The following is a 15,017-nucleotide window of genomic DNA, read 5'->3' as shown; positions in this document are numbered from 1 at the left end:
GAGGCGGGGACACGGCTGGCCGACAGTGGACAGGGTCGGCCGGCGGGCGAGTTACGGAGCGCGCTGCGAAGCGACCCGGCCGCCCGCATCGGGACGACGCTGTACGGCGTGGCCCCGGCGCCTCGACGTCGCCCTCATCGAGCAGAGCGAGACGAACCGGCCGGAGGTTGTGCCCGTCCGTCGGACAGAAAGTCACGGCGAAGGTGATCACGAAAAGGAGAAGACGTGGCTGATGACAGGCAATGGGACCGGCGTTCGCTACTGCGGGGCGCCGCCGTGCTGGCCGGTGCCGCCGCGGTCGCGCCGCTGGGCAACGCGGCCACGGCGGCCACCGCGTTAGCCGGCGGCGGTGACGCCGACGCGCTGTTCAAAGCCGGCAAGTTCGAGCAGGCCGGCCGGGCGTACGAGGAGATCCTGAAGACAGACCCCACGAACCTGCGGGCGGCCCGCCAGCGCGGCTATGTGGGGCTGCTGTCCAACCGGTTCCCCGAGGCTGAAAAGTACCTCAGGATGGCCCTCCATCTGGCGCCCGACGACAAGGACACCAACTACTTCCTGGCTGACTGCTACATGCGGCAGGACAAATTCGCCCTGTCCGCACCATGCTGGCAGGCGGCCGGCGACGCCAGCTACGCCAAGTGGTTCGCGGCGATCAGCGGCGAGGCGTATCAGATCCACGGCGACACCGCGCGGGTGGAGTTCAAGCAGATGGACCCGTTTCCCCTGGTGGAAGCCTCGCTCAATGGCGGACCGGCGAGGCGCCTCCTGCCCTACACCGGCGCCCCGAATCTGAACCTGCGCGGGTCGGTGGCCAAGGAGGCCGGGCTGAGCCCCGTCTTCAGCGAGGAGGCGGATTTCGGGCAGGGCACCGTATGGGCGCACTACGGGATACTGGACTCCTTCAAGCTGGGCGACATCGAACTGCGCAACATCCCTGTCGGCTGGTCGGAGACCGAATCGGGCGAAGACGTCGACACTGACAGCGACGGCCTGATCGGCACGTGGGTGTTCTACCACCTGCTGACCACCTTCGACTACGCGGGCCGGTCGCTGATCCTGCGCCGCCCGACCCCCGCGGCGGCCGGCAAGGCACGCGCCGCCGCCAAACGGGCGGGCGCCGAGCCCCTGCCGCTGTGGCTGGCCCGTGAGCACCAGCTGCACAGCCTGGGCAGCATCGCCGGCATCGCCGACTCCGGCCCACGGGTGGTGGGCGTGAACTTCGGCGGAATCGGGGAGATCGTCGCGGGTATGCACGGGGACACGGCCAAGCAGTTGCAGATCCGCACCGACTACAACCGCCCGGTCGAGACTGCTGCCCACAACCACCCAGTCGTCGCCTACCCCTGCTACCCGAAGGAGATCCGCCTCGGCGACGCCGTAGCCAAGGACGTCTACTGCTTCACGAACCCACAGGCCGCGCTCGCCCCCTTCGGGTTCGACCTGCTGGCCCACTTCGCCCACTGCTTCTGGAAGCCCTACAACATCACCCTCGACTTCACCGACATGAACCTCTACATCGCCCGCGGCGCGGCCGCCTGATCACCGCGACCTCATCCTCCAAGGCCTCCCGGGAGCCCGTCAGGCGCGGTCGAGACGCTGGTACAGGCCGTACACGAAACGAGCTCGATAGTCCGTGCCCTCGTGCACGAAGTCGACCACCCAATGATGCGGAGCCGACCCCTCGCCCTGGGCGGCCCCGGGGAAGCTCGCGGCGACGTCGGCGACCACGCACCCCCACGGCACCAGGTCCGCGAAGGCCAGCGCCTTGTCGCCGTGGGGACGGACGAACCACTGGTTCCACACCGCGCCATCAGGCCCGAGCAGGACCTCGAACTCCAGGTCCGGCCAGGACGGCAGCGCCCAGCGAGCCACGTCGCAGGTCAGGCTCCCGATCATGGTCTTGCCCTGGTACGGGGGCGGGCCGAGCACCGTCCGCAACCCGGCCAGCCCTTTGCGAGTCCGCACGGAGTGGGCCAGCTTCGTCCATTGGGTGTGGGCGGCGCGCAGCTCGGCCCGGGACGCGCCCATCTCGATGAGCGCGTCCTCCACCCGCTCGGCGTTGAGATCACGCATCCGATGCATCAAGGTCAGCTCGAACTGACGAACCCCGAATCCCATAACCGCAAGCCTGTCACGAAGTCCTGCGTCTCAGGGCCAGGTAGAGGGCGGCCGAGATGAGGAAGCCCACCTCGAAGGCGATGTCACCGACCGCCGGGACCTGCTGGGGGATCAGGCCGACGTACTGCTGCTGGTTGGAGAAGAGCCAGACCGACACGACGACCCCGACGATCATCGCGATCGGGCCCGCCCAGTTGGTGTGCCGCTTGTCGAACAGCACCTGAGGGGGCTCCCCGCCGCGGCGCAGGAACAGATCCGTCAGCACCACGCCCAGCCACGGGCCGATCCAGTAGGCGATGACCAGGAGGAACGCCTCGTACTTGTGCCCGGCGTCGGCCAGCCCGGACAGCGCCACGGTGAAGCCGATCGCCCCGCAGGCCAGGGCCATGATGGCTCTGCGGAGGTGCAGCGGAAGCCGTAACCCCAGCGCGAGCAGCGACATCGCGCCCGAGTAGACGTTGAGCGCGTTGGCCGCCACCGCACCGAGAGCGATCGCGAGCAGGGTCAGGCCGGCCACCGGGCCGGGCAGGTGCTGGGTGAACGCGGTGGTGGGCTGGCCGAGCGGGTCACCTCCGCCGATGGTCACGGAGGCCGCGCCGACAGTCTGCAGGATCACGCAGGAGAGGAACACGCCGAGCCCGGCCGAGAGGCCGACCGCCCGGCGAGAGGAGCCTGGCGGCAGGTAGCGGGTGTAGTCGGCGGCGTACGGGTTCCAGCCGGCGGCGTAGCCGAAGGAGGCGCCGACGGCCAGCAGGAAGCCGCCCGTGCCACCGCCCTCGCCCGCGTAACCCAGGTCGGCCTGGGACACGATGATGACCGAGGTGACGAGCAGGATCACGGCGAGCACGGGGAAGGCGAAGCGTTCGAAGGCCTGGACGAGGTTGTGGCCGAAGAAGCCGAGCGCCACCATGGCCGTGACGGCGATGGCCAGGCAGAGCCAGGCGGGCAGGCCGGTCAGCGTGTTGAGGGCGAGCGCGGCGCTGACGCTGTTGACCGCGAACCAGCCGATCCCGGCGGCCACCGAGTTGAACGCGGCAGGCAGGATGTTGCCCCAGTAGCCGAAAGGAAGCCGTCCGAGCACCATCTGCGGCACTCCTGAGGCCGGGCCCTGGGCCGACAGGATGCCGTGCGTGATCGCGCCGAGGCCGCTGCCCACGGCGCAGGCCAGGACCGCCTGCCAGAAGCTGAGCTTGAAGGCGGCCACGGCGAGCACGCCGAGGAAGATCGTGGCGAATTCCAGGTTCGGCGACATCCAGGTCCATAACAGGCCTGAGGGCTTGCCGTGCCGCTCCGACAGGGGGATGAACTCCAACCCGCCCGGCTCGATCGCGGCGACTTTGTCGCCGTAGGTCCCTTCGCGTACGACGGTCATAGCGTGATCGCCCTCAGCTTCTCCATGAGGTAGTCGGATGCGATGACAGGCTCGGCGTCACCGGTGAACGGCACCACCTCGGTGAGAGGGTTGCACTCGTAGAAGTAGATGAGCGACACCAACTCCTCATCGGGGGCCGACGGGTCGGGCGGCAGGACGCGGTGGCGGGTCGAGCGCCAGCGCTCACCGGTCCAGCGGGCCAGCAGGTCGCCGATGTTGATCGTGAGGGCGTCCGGCACGTAGGGGGCGTCGATCCACTCGCCGTCGAGGGTGAAGACCTGGAGGCCGCCGACGCCGAGCTGACGGTCCAGGATCGTGACGGTGCCGAAGTCGGTGTGCGGGCCGATCCTGAACTGGCCCGGCTCGGGCGGCCCGATCTGCGACAGCGGCGGGTAGCGGTTGATGTTCATGGTGAAGGTCGGGTGGTCGGCCCTCGATGTGAAGAAGTCGTCCTCGACGCCGAGGGCCCGCGCGCAGATCAGCAGCAGCCGGTCGGCGAGCGCGCGCATCTGGGCCAGGTACGCGGTGACCAGCGACTCCAGCTCGGGCACCTCGGGGGGCCACACGTTCTGGAGGAACCATTCACGGTCGATGCGTGGGTGGCCGATCGGCTGGTCGGCGCCGACCGCGAAGGTCTCCTTCAGATCCGGTGGGGTGGGCGTGCCTTCGGCGTAGCCGTTGGCCTCCACGCCTGGTGGCAGCCAGCCCCGCTCTCCCACGGTGGCCGCGTACCGCTCCTTGACCTCCCCCGGGAGGGCGAAGAAGCGTTTGGCCGCCCGCCGGACGTCGGAGCGGAGTTCGGCCGGGACGCCGTGGCCGGTGATCAGCAGGAATCCGAACTCGCGGAGGGCAGCGTCCACCCGCTCCGGCACGGACTCGCCTTGAAGGTCGATGACGGGGATCATGTGCCGATGTCCTCATTCCACAGTGCGGGGTTGGCGGCGATGAAGGCGGTCATGAGGTCGACGCATTCCTGGGAGTCGAGCACCACCACGTCCACGCCGTGCCGGGCGAGCCACTCGTGCTGGCCCATGAAGGTCCGGCACTCCCCCACGACGAGATGCGAGATGCCGAACTGACGGATCAGCCCGCTGCAGTACCAGCAGGGCGACAGTGTGGTCACCATGGTCGTGCCCCGGTAGGTGGGCTGCCGGCCGGCGTCGCGGAACGCGGCGGTCTCCCCGTGCACCGACGGGTCGCCGTCCTGGACCCTGCGGTTGCGTCCACGGCCCAGCAGCGTGCCGTCCGCCGCGAACAACGCCGCTCCCACGGGGACGCCGCCTTCGGCGAATCCCTTTCTTGCCTCTTCCAGCGCTACTTCCAGCATGTTCCGACTATCCCCTCAGGCGGGTGACGGTCACCGTGATTTCCTGACGGCTTTCCCGCGGGCCCTGGTAGACGCCCTTCAGGGGAGGGACGTCGGAGTAGTCGCGGCCACGGGCCACCACGACGTGGGCCTCACCGACCGGGGAGCCGTTCGTGGGGTCGAGGGGGAGCCACTCCCCCGCCCAGTACTCCACCCAGGCGTGGCTCTGCCCCTCCACCGGCTCGCCGATCTCGGCGTCGGGCTTGGGATGGAGGTAGCCGGAGACATAGCGGGCGGGCAGGCCGGCGGCGCGGAGCATGCCGACGGTCAGGTGGGCCATGTCCTGGCAGACACCCTTGCCCTGGTCCCACGCCTCCTGCCCGGAGGTCCGCACGCCGGTCGAGCCCGGCATGTAGGCCACGCGGGCGGCGACCACCGCGCAGATCGCCTCGGCGCCCTCATGCGGGTCGCGCCCGCTCGCCTGTACCGTGGCGAGCTCGGCCAGCTCATCGCTGACGGAGGTCGCGGGGGTACACCCGAGCAGCTCGCTCATGGACGGGTCGGGCGTCCCGGCAACGAACCGGGGCCTGCGGGGCCCGTTCGTCTCCACCCGGCTGACCGCCTCGACCGACAGCGAACGGTGCGGATGGGACACGTCGAAGGCGCTCACCGTCGTGCCCCAGTAGTCCTGGTAGGTGTAGATGTGGGCGGCGGGCTGTACGACGATGCGGCTCGACAGCACACCGGTCGCCGGCGTCATCCGCACCTCGTTGAAGGAGGACCGCGCCTCGTCGGCGTACTCCATCAGCGTCAGGTGGCGGACCATCAGGCGCCAACCCATGCCAGCTCCTCCCTCTGCTGGAAGAACCGCTCGCCGATCGCCTCACAAGCGGACGCGCACGCCTCCTGCAGGGTGACGAGCAGCTCGGGCACCCGGTCCTGCAACTGGGCGAGATCCGTGTACTGCAGGCCGGTGCGTACCCGGCCGATCGCCGCCAGCGCGGGATCGGCGACTCCGGCTCTGACCCTGGCGGGCGTCAGGGCCTGCAGGCATTTCTCCGCCGTCAGCAGCGAGTAGAGGACCGAGCGCGGGAACAGGTTGTCCAGCAGCAGGAACTCCAGGGCGTGGTCGGCGTGGGCGCCGTGCGTGCGGGTGAAGGACTCGTCGGCACCGCTGGCCTGCAGCAGCAGCCGCCGGTCTCCGGGCAGGTGTACGGCCAGCAGCCTGGTCGTCATGTCCACCCGCTCCAGGCTCCGGCCCAGCACGATGAACCGCCAGCAGTCGTCCCTGCTCATCGTCGCGTCGGCCAGCCCGAAGAACAGCGCGGCCCGCTCGCGGACGAATGCCAGGTAGCCGTGCGGCGCGACCGTCGGGAGACGGCGGAGCTGGTGCCAGGTGACGTTGAGACATTCCCACGCCTCACTGGAGATCACCTCTCGCACGCCACGGGCGCTGTCCCTGGCCGCTCTGACCGACGCGGCGATCGAGGCGGGTTCGTCCAGGTCGTAGGCGAGCCGCCGGATCATCAGGGTGGCGCTCAACGGCTCAGGCTGCAGGATGCCGAGAGTGGCGCAGATGGAGCGGCACGTCTCGGGCTCGTCCAGCATGCGGTGCGCGGACACGTCGAGGATCCGGGCGGTGTCGTCGGCGCGTTCGATGTAGCGTCCGATCCAGTACAGGGTCTCGGCGATGCGGCTGAGCAACGGGCGGGTCATCGCGGGTCCTCCTCGTACGGGCGGGTCATTGTTCCTCGGTCCCCGCCGCGACCCTGCTCGGGCTCCACTGGGCGACAGGCGAAGCGGTGACCGAGGCCATCGGAGCGTGCGCGTTGCCGAGCACCCACGTGTCCTTGGAGCCGCCGCCCCGGCTGGAGTTGACCACCAGTTCGCCCTCCGGCAGCGCGACGCGGGTCAGGCCGCCGGGCAGCAGCCACACGTCGTCGCCATCGTTGACCGCGAAGGGCCGCAGGTCGATATGGCGCGGCACCGGCCGCTCGCCGATCCAGGTGGGCGAGGTGGACAGCATCACCGGCCGCTGGGCGATCCAGCCTCGCGGATGGTCCCGTACGGCCTGCCGTACGGAGGCGAGCTGGCCCGCGGTGGCCACCGGACCGATCACGATCCCCTTGCCGCCCGCCCCGTCCACCGGCTTGAGCACGAGCTCGGCCGCCGACTCCAGCGCCCAGTCCCGCACGTCGGGATTGTCGAGCCGGTAGGTTTCCACGTTACGCAGGAGGGGCTCCTCACCGAGGTAGTAGCCGATCAGCTCAGGCACGTAGGTGTAGACGAGCTTGTCGTCGGCGACCCCGTTGCCGACGCCGTTGGAGATCGTGACGTTGCCGGCGCGGGCGGCGTTGACCAGGCCGGGGCAGCCCAGCACCGAGTCGCCGCGGAAATGCAGGGGGTCGAGGTAGTCGTCGTCGATCCGCCGGTAGACCACGTGGACGGGCCGCCTGCCGTACGTGGTGATCATCGAGATGCGGTTGCCCTCGCAGATGAGGTCGCGCCCCTCGACCAGCTCCACCCCCATGAGACGGGCGAGCAGCGCGTGCTCGAAGTAGGCGGCGTTGTAGACGCCGGGCGTGAGCACGACGACGGTCGGGTCGGTGACCCCGGCGGGTGCCGCTTTGCGCAACGCGGCCAGCAGCCTGGCCGGGTACTCCTCGACCGGGCGGACGAACTGCTCGGCGAACAGCGACGGGAGCGTCCGGGCCATGGCCAGGCGGTTCTCCAGCACGTAGCTGACCCCGCTGGGGGTGCGGACGTTGTCTTCGAGCACGCACAGGGCGCCCTGCTCGTCGCGGATGAGGTCGATACCGCCGACGTGCACACGCACCCCGTTGGGCGGGCGCCAGCCGTGTGCGACCCGGTGGTAGTGGGGGCTGGAGTGCAGCAGCTGCCAGGGCATCACGCCGTCGCGGAAGACCTGGCGCGGGCCGTACACATCGTCCAGGAACGCCTCGAGCGCGCGGATCCGCTGCCGGACGCCGCGCGCCACGAGATCCCATTCGGCCGCGTCGATCACCCGCGGGATCAGGTCGAGCGGGAAAGGCCGTTCCTCGCCCGCGTAGTCGAAGGTCACGCCACGATCGGTGAACATCCTGGCCAGCTGGTCGGCTCTGGATCTCAGCTCGTCCACGCCGAGCGGTTGGAGGGCGGCGAAAAGCGCCTGGTACTGCGGCCGGGGGATGCCCGACCGCTCGAACATCTCATCCCATGATTCGGATCCGAGGGAGTAAGCGTCGAATATGTCCGCCATGTCCGGAGATTAAGGACAGTATGTTTCGCGCAATCGCTTCGCGTGTTACAGGGCTGCCACCTCGGGGGCCGGGCGCGGGGCTTCGCGCTCGACCCTGCTCTCGAGGGTCGATGCCGGTTCGGCCGAGGAGCGCGCCCGTCCACCCCGGCGAGCGCAGCCACGCGACATCCGTCCATGATCCCCGCCGACTAGACATGTTCATACCCCCGGAGCCCCTTGGCGCGAACCAGCACAGAGAGGATCATTGTCCACATAAACCCCCCGGCTGGTCGGATCCGCTTGCTGAGCCAGTTCGTGGGTGTTATCCACAGTGAGTAGCTCCGTGCAGATATCGAGGAAACCGACGAACCCTCTCCAGCAGATGCCGATACAGTTGAACGATCCTCACGATTTCCGGGAATTCCTTGCCATGAATGTCGACAAACTGGATGTCTCAGGATGAAGTGACGTAGAGCCGTCGATTGACGGGGCCAGATACGGCCAGTTCGCGACATTGAAGAATATCTCAGCTGCTTATGTGAAAAGATGTAGGCGGTCGCAGAGTAGCGATTTGCCGAATTGGGAGCATAAATGCCGACTGCTCGCGGTAGAGGCGACTCGACCGGAATCTCTGGCGAGGCATTGCGCCAATCCGGACCGACGGCGCTGCGGATGCTGGTCGGCGTACGCCTGCGCCGGCTGCGCGAGTCGAGCGGCACCACCCGTGCGGACGCGGCGTCCGCCATCGGCTGCCCGCCTTCCACGATCAGCCACTTGGAGAGCGGACGTACCGAGCTCCCGCTGGACGACGTGGCCGAGCTGCTCAGCCTGTACGACGTCGACGAGGCCGAACGCCAGGTCGTGCTCACCTTGGCCGCGCAGGCCGACGCCCCCGGCAGGTGGCAGGACTACCGAGACGTGATCTGCGACGAGTTCGCGGCGTTTCTCGGGCTGGAGCAGGACGCGACGGTCATCCGCACCTACGAGGTCCAGCAGGTCCCGGCCCTGCTCCAGACCAAGGACTACGCCAAGGCGCTCATAGCCCATAACCGCGAAGGCCAGGCCGAGCTGATCGAACGTTGGGTCGCCTTGCGGATGCACCGCCAGCAGCTTCTGCTGTCCCCCCAGCCACGTAAATTATGGGTGGTCATGGATGAGTCGGTGCTGCGCCGCCAAGTCGGCGACAGCGCGACGATGCGCGCCCAGCTCGAGCATCTCCAGGAGATGGTCGCCCTCCCGCACGTCACCCTCCAGATACTCTCCTTCGGTCCCGGTAAGGGCGTGGACCCCTTCACGATCCTGCGCTTCGCCGAGGCGGACCTGCCTGATGTGGTCTATCTGGAACAGACCGCCGACGCCCGGTACCTCACCAAGGACGCCGACGTCCGGCCGTACCGGCATCTGCTGAATCAGCTCAGCGTCTACGCGCAGCCCGCGACCGCGACCCCGGAGATCCTCCAGCAGGTCATCAGCACGCTGTGGTCGGCGCCTCCGCTGCCGAAATAGGCGAGCCATCCCCGGATCCGGGGATGGCTCGCCTGACGGTTGGGCCTCAGTAGCCCAGCTTCTTCAGATCGGGCTGCTCGAAGCCCGACTGCGGGACGTCGCCCCGGAACGGTCCGGTGATGACCGGCGGGACGAAGGTCTCCTTGATCGTACGGGCGTTCACCCAGCGGATCAGGTTGAAGATCGAGCCCGCCTTGTCGTTGGTGCCCGAGGCACGGGCGCCGCCGAAGGGCTGCTGGCCCACGACCGCTCCGGTCGGCTTGTCGTTGATGTAGAAGTTGCCCGCCGCGAAGCGCAGCCGCTCCGAGGCCGAGGCGATCGCGTAGCGGTCCTGGGCGATGATCGACCCGGTCAGCGCGTACGGCGAGACGCTCTCCATCTGGTCGAGCACCGCGTCGAAATCGCCGTCCTCATACACGTGTACGCCCAGGATCGGCCCGAAGTACTCCTTGACGAAGATCTCGTCGGTGGGGTCGGCGCACTCCAGGATGGTCGGCTTCACGAAATATCCGGTGGAGTCGTCGTACAAGCCGGTGAGCAGGTCGATGTTCGAGGCGCCGCGAGCCCGGTCGATGGCCGCCTTGTGCTTGGCGAAGGCCCGGTCGTCGATGACCGCGCCCATGAACGTCGACAGGTCGGCCGCCACGTCGCCCACGGTCAGCGACTCGGCCGCGGAGACGAGGTCGTCACGCAGGCGCGACCAGATCGACCGCGGCACGTACGCCCGCGAGGCCGCCGAGCACTTCTGGCCCTGGTACTCGAACGCGCCCCTGATCAGCGCGGTCGAGAGCACGGCCGGGTCGGCCGACGGGTGGGCGAGGACGAAGTCCTTGCCGCCGGTCTCGCCGACGATGCGCGGGTAGCCGCGGTAGGTGGAGATGTTCGCGCCGATCGTGCCCCACAGGTGCTGGAAGGTCGCGGTCGAGCCGGTGAAGTGGATGCCCGCCAGCGCCGGGTGCGTGAGCGCCACCTCGGAGATCGCCTGGCCGTTGCCGGTGACCATGTTGATCACACCCGGCGGCAGACCGGCCTCCTCCAGCAGGCGCATCGTGAAGTGCGCCGCGAACTGCTGCGTGGGCGACGGCTTCCAAACGACGACATTTCCCATCAAAGCCGCCGACGTCGGCAAATTTCCGGCGATGGCGGTGAAGTTGAACGGGGTGATCGCCAGGACGAAGCCTTCGAGCGCCCGGTACTCCATCCGGTTCCACACCCCGGGCGAGGACATCGGCTGGTCGGCGTAGAGCTGCCGCGCGTAGGCCACGTTGAACCGCAGGAAGTCGATCAGCTCGCAGGCCGCGTCGATCTCCGCCTGCTGCGCCGACTTCGACTGCCCGAGCACGGTCGCGGCGTTCAGCGTCGCCCGCCACGGCCCGGCCAGCAGGTCGGCCGCCTTGAGGAAGATCGCCGCCCGCTCGTCGAACGACAGCGCCCGCCAGGCCGGAGCGGCCCGCAGCGCGCTGTCGACGGCCTCCCGCACGTCCTGGGCCGTGGCGTCGTGCGTGCGGCCGAGGACGGAGGCGGTGTTGTGCGGCTGCACCACGTCGATCGGAGCGCCGCCGCCGAGCCGCCGCGCGCCGTCGATCGTCATGGTCAGGTCGATCGAGGAGCCGGACAGCTCCTTGATCCGGTTCTCCAGCGTCGTACGCTCCGGGCTGCCCGGCGCGTAGCCGTACACCCGCTCGTTGGCGGGAACGGGCACGTTGCTGATGGCATCCATTTACTTACCCCCAAGGGCACGAAGGAAGAAGGCGACGTTGGCGGGGCGCTCGGCCAGGCGCCGCATGAAATAGCCGTACCAGTCGTCGCCATAGGGAACGTAGACGCGGACGGTGTGACCCGCTCCGGCGAGATCCTCCTGCCGGTCGGTGCGGATCCCGTACAGCATCTGGTACTCGTAGGACCCGAGCCCGCGGCCGAAGCGGTCCGCGAGCAGCTCGGTGATCGAGATGATCCGGTCGTCGTGCGTCGCCACCATGGGGTACCCCTGCCCCGCCATGAGGATCCGCAGGCATCGTACGTACGCCTTGTCGACGTCGTTCTTGCCCTGGTGGGCGACCGAGGCGGGCTCCCGGTAGGCGCCCTTGACCAGGCGTACCCGCGAACCCTCGCCGGCCAGTTCGCGGCAGTCGTCCACGCTGCGGAACAGGTAGGCCTGGATGGCCACGCCGGTCGCCGGGAAGTCCGCGCGCAGCTTGCGCAGGATCCCGAGCGTCGAGTCGACGGTGGTGTGGTCCTCCATGTCGAGCGTCACGGTCGAGCCGTTCGCGTCGGCGGCGGCGCAGATCTCGCGGGCGTGCTCCAGCGCCGTCGCGTCGTCGAGCCGCTGCCCGAGGGCCGACAGCTTGACCGACACCTCGCCCCGGCGGCCGAGCTCCAGCGGGCGCAGCGCGCCGAGCAGCGTGATGTACGCCTTGGCGGTGGCCGCCGCCGCGCCGGCGTCGCGGGTCTCTTCGCCGAGATGGTCGACGGTGACCGCGAGATTGGCGTCGCGCAGCCGTTCGATGGCGGTCCGGGCCTCTTCCACGCCCTCACCGGCGACGAACCTGTCGACGACCTTGCGCGTGAGCGGGAAGCCCGACACAGAGCGGCGTACCAGCGCGCTCCGGGAGGTGGCGAGGAGCAGTTGACCCAGCATGTTCTCAGCCTAAAACCGCAGCTCATAACAGGGCCATCGACGCGCGTAACGGCGGTTGTGGCAGGCTGTCATACAAATGCACAATTCAGCAGATCTACAGGAGACCGTCGACGAGCTCGCCCGCCTGCTGGGGGCGTCCGCGACGCTGGAGGACCGCTCGTTCCGCCTGCTGGCGTACGGTGCGCAGCACGGCGACATCGACACCGTCCGCCAGGAGTCGATCCTGCGCAGGCGCGCCACGGGCGAGGTCCGCGACTACTTCGAACGCTACGGCATCGCCCGGGCGCACGGCCCGGTGAGGATCCCCGCGGACGCCGACCTCAAGGTCCTGGCCAGGGTCTGCTGGCCGCTGCGCCACGGCGAGGTCACCTACGGCTACCTGTGGCTGCTCGACTCCGGCAGCCTCACCGACGAGGTGCTGCTGCGGGCGGCCCCGCTGGTAGCCAGGGCCGCCGCCGCGCTCGCCCAGGAGGCCAGGAGCCGTCAGGACCTCGGCCACGGCCTGCGCGCGCTGCTCTCGGCGGACCCGGAGGAGCGGGCCGGCGCCTCCATCGAGATGCGCGGGCCCGTCGCCGCGATCGCCGTGCGCGAGTCCGAGGAGCGTGTCGCCGCCCTCTGGACGCTGCCGCGCGGCGTCCTGGCCCGCGCCGGCTCGCCCGTCGCGCTGCTCGCCCCGGCGCACCTGGCCGCCGAGGTCGCCCAGACCCTCCAGAACGCCTACGGTACGGCGGCCGGCCTCGGCGCCCCGCGGGCGGACCCGGCGGACGCCTGGCAGAGCTGGCGCGAGGCGCGGCAGGCGCTGCGCGTCGCCGAGCACTTTCCCCGCTTCGCACCCGTCGCCCGCTGGGAGGACCTGGGCGTGCACCGGCTGCTGGCCAGGCTCGGCCAGAGCGACCTGCGCGAGCTGGCGACCGAGACCGCGGCGCTCGACCACGAGCTGGCGCACACCGTGGAGGTCTACCTGGACCACGGCGGCCACGCCCAGAAGACGGCCGCGGAGCTGGGCATCCACCGCCAGACGCTGTACTACCGGCTGGGCAAGGCCGAGCGGGTGCTGCACCGGGACCTGTCGGACGGCGACGACCGCCTGACCGTCCACCTGGGCCTCAAGGCGGCCCGCCTCCTGCCGGTCAGAGATGGCTGAGGGCCGACGAGTCGCCCGGCCCGGCGCGCTCGGTCAGCCCCTTGGCGACCCGCTCCCGGTGGGCGTCGTCCTTGTGACCGTCGTACTTGAACTTGCCGCGGATCTCCTCGATCGCCAGCCGGACCCCCTGGATGCCGGACATCAGCCGCGGCATCCGGGCCGGATCACCGTGCCCGGGTTCGAGGTCGTCGAGCTGTTCACGCAGGATCTCCATCTTGCCCTCGGCCTCGGTGACGACCTCGGCCCGGCAGACGAGCTGGACGGCGGAGTAGTACGTGGTCGGCACGCCGAGCTCGGGTTCGATGCCGGGCTCGGCCCGCCACCGGCCGGGGATGTAGGCCCAGGGACCCGCCACCGACATGATCACCTTGGGGTTCTCGCCGATCGCCGCCCAGACGGGATTGGGCCTGGCCAGGTGGAGCACGATCGTCCGGTCGTCCACGAGCAGGAACTGCGTCGGCACCACGACGGGCACCTCACGACCGCGGCCCGCGGCTATGAGATGCCCGAACTGGTGGTCCTTCACGTACGCCAGGGACTGCTCGTCGGTGCCGGCGTCCCAAGGATGAATCAGCATAAAAGGAACTTTAAGCGCAGGCGAGCTCGTACACCCGCACGAGCTCCTGGCTGACCCGCTCCCACGAGTAGCGCGAACGGGCGCGGTCGGCGCCCGCGTAGCCGAGCGCGGTGCGCAGCGTCGGGTCCGTCAGCAGCTCGCGGGCCAGGCGCGCGGTCCGCGCGGGACGGTCCGGCGGCACCAGCAGGCCGGTGACGCCGTCGATGATCGAGTCGAGGTGCGCGCCGACGGCCGAGGCGATGACCGGTACGCCGCAGGCCATGGCCTCCAGCGCGACGACGCCCGTCGTGGCCTCGCGCGGCACCGACACCACGGCGTCGGCGCTGCGCATGAGCTTGGGCACCGCGGCCCGCTTGACCTGGCCGAGCAGGGTCACGCGGTCGGCCACGCCGAGCTGCTGCGCCAGGGCGCGCAGGCGGCGCGCCTCCCGGTCCTCGTCGAGCAGCTCCGGCTCGGGGCCGCCCGCCAGCACGAGCTCGACGTCCTGGAGGCCCTGCAGCGCGCGGATGATCGTGGGGGCGCCGCGTTCGGGAGTGAGCGGGCCGAGGTGCAGCAGGCGCTTGCGGCTGCCGCGCGTGGCCACCGGGCCCTGGCGGTGGAAGCGCTCGGTGTCCACGCCGTACGGCACGACGGCGATGTTGTGGCGCGGGACGCCGAGCCGGATCAGCGCCGACTCCTCGTCACCTGAGCCGACGATGACCGCTCTGGCGCTCCGGCCGAGCGCGAGCTCCAGCTTCAGGTGCGTGGTGTCGATCGAGTGGAAGGTCTGCGTGACCGGCACCTGCAGCCCTTTGGCGCCGCTGACGGCGGCGAGGCCGCCGGTCCAGGAGTGGGCGTGGATCACGTCCGGCGTCTCCTGGTTCCACCGCCGGCTGAGGTACTGGCCGACGTCCTTGAGGTACGGCATGACGTCGGTGGAGGTGAGATCGCGGAGCGGGCCCACGTCGATGTGCTCCAGCATGACGCCCGGGGCCACCCGCGTCCTGGGCTTTCCCTCGGCACTGTCACGCCGGGAGTAGATCGTGACGTGATGATCGCGTCCCAGCTCACGTGCGACGGAGAGAATCTGGTGACGCTTGTTGCCTGTGGCGGAAGCGACGATCGCGATATTCATGGCA

General features: G+C 69.7%; 14 protein-coding genes and 1 pseudogene. 3 read left to right on the top strand and 12 right to left on the bottom strand.

The annotated features are described in order from the left end of the window. Positions 1 to 225: 225 nt before the first annotated feature. Positions 226 to 1,539: a tetratricopeptide repeat protein gene (locus AB0B91_RS14810; RefSeq protein ID WP_358318797.1), complete on the top strand. Its 1,314-nt coding sequence runs from the start codon at positions 226 to 228 to the stop codon at positions 1,537 to 1,539. A gap of 39 nt (positions 1,540 to 1,578) precedes the next feature. Here the strand turns inward: AB0B91_RS14810 and AB0B91_RS14805 are convergent, their stop codons facing one another. From AB0B91_RS14805 to AB0B91_RS14770, 8 genes and pseudogenes are all read right to left on the bottom strand, one after another. After that, positions 1,579 to 2,073: a hypothetical protein gene (locus AB0B91_RS14805; protein WP_358318796.1), complete on the bottom strand. Its 495-nt coding sequence runs from the start codon at positions 2,071 to 2,073 to the stop codon at positions 1,579 to 1,581. 58 nt (positions 2,074 to 2,131) lie between these two features. Continuing rightward, on the bottom strand, positions 2,132 to 3,490 hold the full coding sequence (locus AB0B91_RS14800; protein WP_358318795.1) for a cytosine permease: 1,359 nt from the start codon (positions 3,488 to 3,490) through the stop codon (positions 2,132 to 2,134). Beyond that, entirely contained in the window at positions 3,487 to 4,395 is a 909-nt protein-coding gene (locus AB0B91_RS14795) for a 2-oxoglutarate and iron-dependent oxygenase domain-containing protein (RefSeq protein WP_358318794.1), read from the bottom strand. The genes AB0B91_RS14800 and AB0B91_RS14795 overlap by 4 nt, the downstream gene beginning before the upstream one ends. After that, positions 4,392 to 4,817 carry a nucleoside deaminase gene (locus AB0B91_RS14790; RefSeq protein WP_358318793.1) on the bottom strand — a complete coding sequence of 142 codons (426 nt, stop codon included), beginning with the start codon at positions 4,815 to 4,817 and terminating at the stop codon, positions 4,392 to 4,394. The genes AB0B91_RS14795 and AB0B91_RS14790 overlap by 4 nt, the downstream gene beginning before the upstream one ends. Before the next feature lie 7 nt (positions 4,818 to 4,824). Then, on the bottom strand, positions 4,825 to 5,637 hold the full coding sequence (locus AB0B91_RS14785; RefSeq protein WP_358318792.1) for a transglutaminase family protein: 813 nt from the start codon (positions 5,635 to 5,637) through the stop codon (positions 4,825 to 4,827). Further along, on the bottom strand, positions 5,622 to 6,512 hold the full coding sequence (locus tag AB0B91_RS14780; protein ID WP_358318791.1) for an alpha-E domain-containing protein: 891 nt from the start codon (positions 6,510 to 6,512) through the stop codon (positions 5,622 to 5,624). Before AB0B91_RS14780 ends, AB0B91_RS14785 begins: the two co-directional genes overlap by 16 nt. A 25-nt stretch (positions 6,513 to 6,537) precedes the next feature. Continuing rightward, positions 6,538 to 8,055: a circularly permuted type 2 ATP-grasp protein gene (locus tag AB0B91_RS14775; protein WP_358318790.1), complete on the bottom strand. Its 1,518-nt coding sequence runs from the start codon at positions 8,053 to 8,055 to the stop codon at positions 6,538 to 6,540. Between the two features lie 234 nt (positions 8,056 to 8,289). After that, positions 8,290 to 8,394: pseudogene (locus AB0B91_RS14770) on the bottom strand (SAM-dependent methyltransferase); the annotation flags it as partial. 282 nt (positions 8,395 to 8,676) lie between these two features. Between AB0B91_RS14770 and AB0B91_RS14765 the strand changes: the two are divergent. After that, on the top strand, positions 8,677 to 9,540 hold the full coding sequence (locus AB0B91_RS14765) for a helix-turn-helix transcriptional regulator (protein WP_358318789.1): 864 nt from the start codon (positions 8,677 to 8,679) through the stop codon (positions 9,538 to 9,540). Positions 9,541 to 9,586: 46 nt separating this feature from the next. Here the strand turns inward: AB0B91_RS14765 and pruA are convergent, their stop codons facing one another. Continuing rightward, positions 9,587 to 11,260: an L-glutamate gamma-semialdehyde dehydrogenase gene (gene pruA / locus AB0B91_RS14760; protein ID WP_358318788.1), complete on the bottom strand. Its 1,674-nt coding sequence runs from the start codon at positions 11,258 to 11,260 to the stop codon at positions 9,587 to 9,589. Then, complete coding sequence (locus tag AB0B91_RS14755) at positions 11,261 to 12,178, bottom strand: proline dehydrogenase family protein (protein ID WP_358318787.1); 918 nt, start codon at positions 12,176 to 12,178, stop codon at positions 11,261 to 11,263. Between the two features lie 76 nt (positions 12,179 to 12,254). Between AB0B91_RS14755 and AB0B91_RS14750 the strand changes: the two genes are divergently transcribed. Next, positions 12,255 to 13,322: a helix-turn-helix domain-containing protein gene (locus tag AB0B91_RS14750; RefSeq protein ID WP_358318786.1), complete on the top strand. Its 1,068-nt coding sequence runs from the start codon at positions 12,255 to 12,257 to the stop codon at positions 13,320 to 13,322. Here the strand turns inward: AB0B91_RS14750 and AB0B91_RS14745 are convergent. Together AB0B91_RS14745 and AB0B91_RS14740 are read right to left on the bottom strand one after the other, a co-directional pair. Beyond that, a complete protein-coding gene (locus AB0B91_RS14745; RefSeq protein ID WP_358318785.1) occupies positions 13,309 to 13,899 on the bottom strand; it encodes an FMN-binding negative transcriptional regulator in 591 nt (196 codons plus the stop codon). The genes AB0B91_RS14750 and AB0B91_RS14745 overlap by 14 nt on opposite strands. A gap of 10 nt (positions 13,900 to 13,909) precedes the next feature. Next, a complete protein-coding gene (locus AB0B91_RS14740; protein WP_358318784.1) occupies positions 13,910 to 15,013 on the bottom strand; it encodes a glycosyltransferase in 1,104 nt (367 codons plus the stop codon). Between the last annotated feature and the right edge of the window lie 4 nt (positions 15,014 to 15,017).

Origin of the sequence: Nonomuraea sp. NPDC049141 (assembly GCF_040648415.1) — a bacterium.
Taxonomy (GTDB): domain Bacteria; phylum Actinomycetota; class Actinomycetes; order Streptosporangiales; family Streptosporangiaceae; genus Nonomuraea.
The sequence above is the reverse complement of the archived record's forward strand: the minus strand, read 5'-3'. Positions and strand labels throughout refer to the sequence as shown.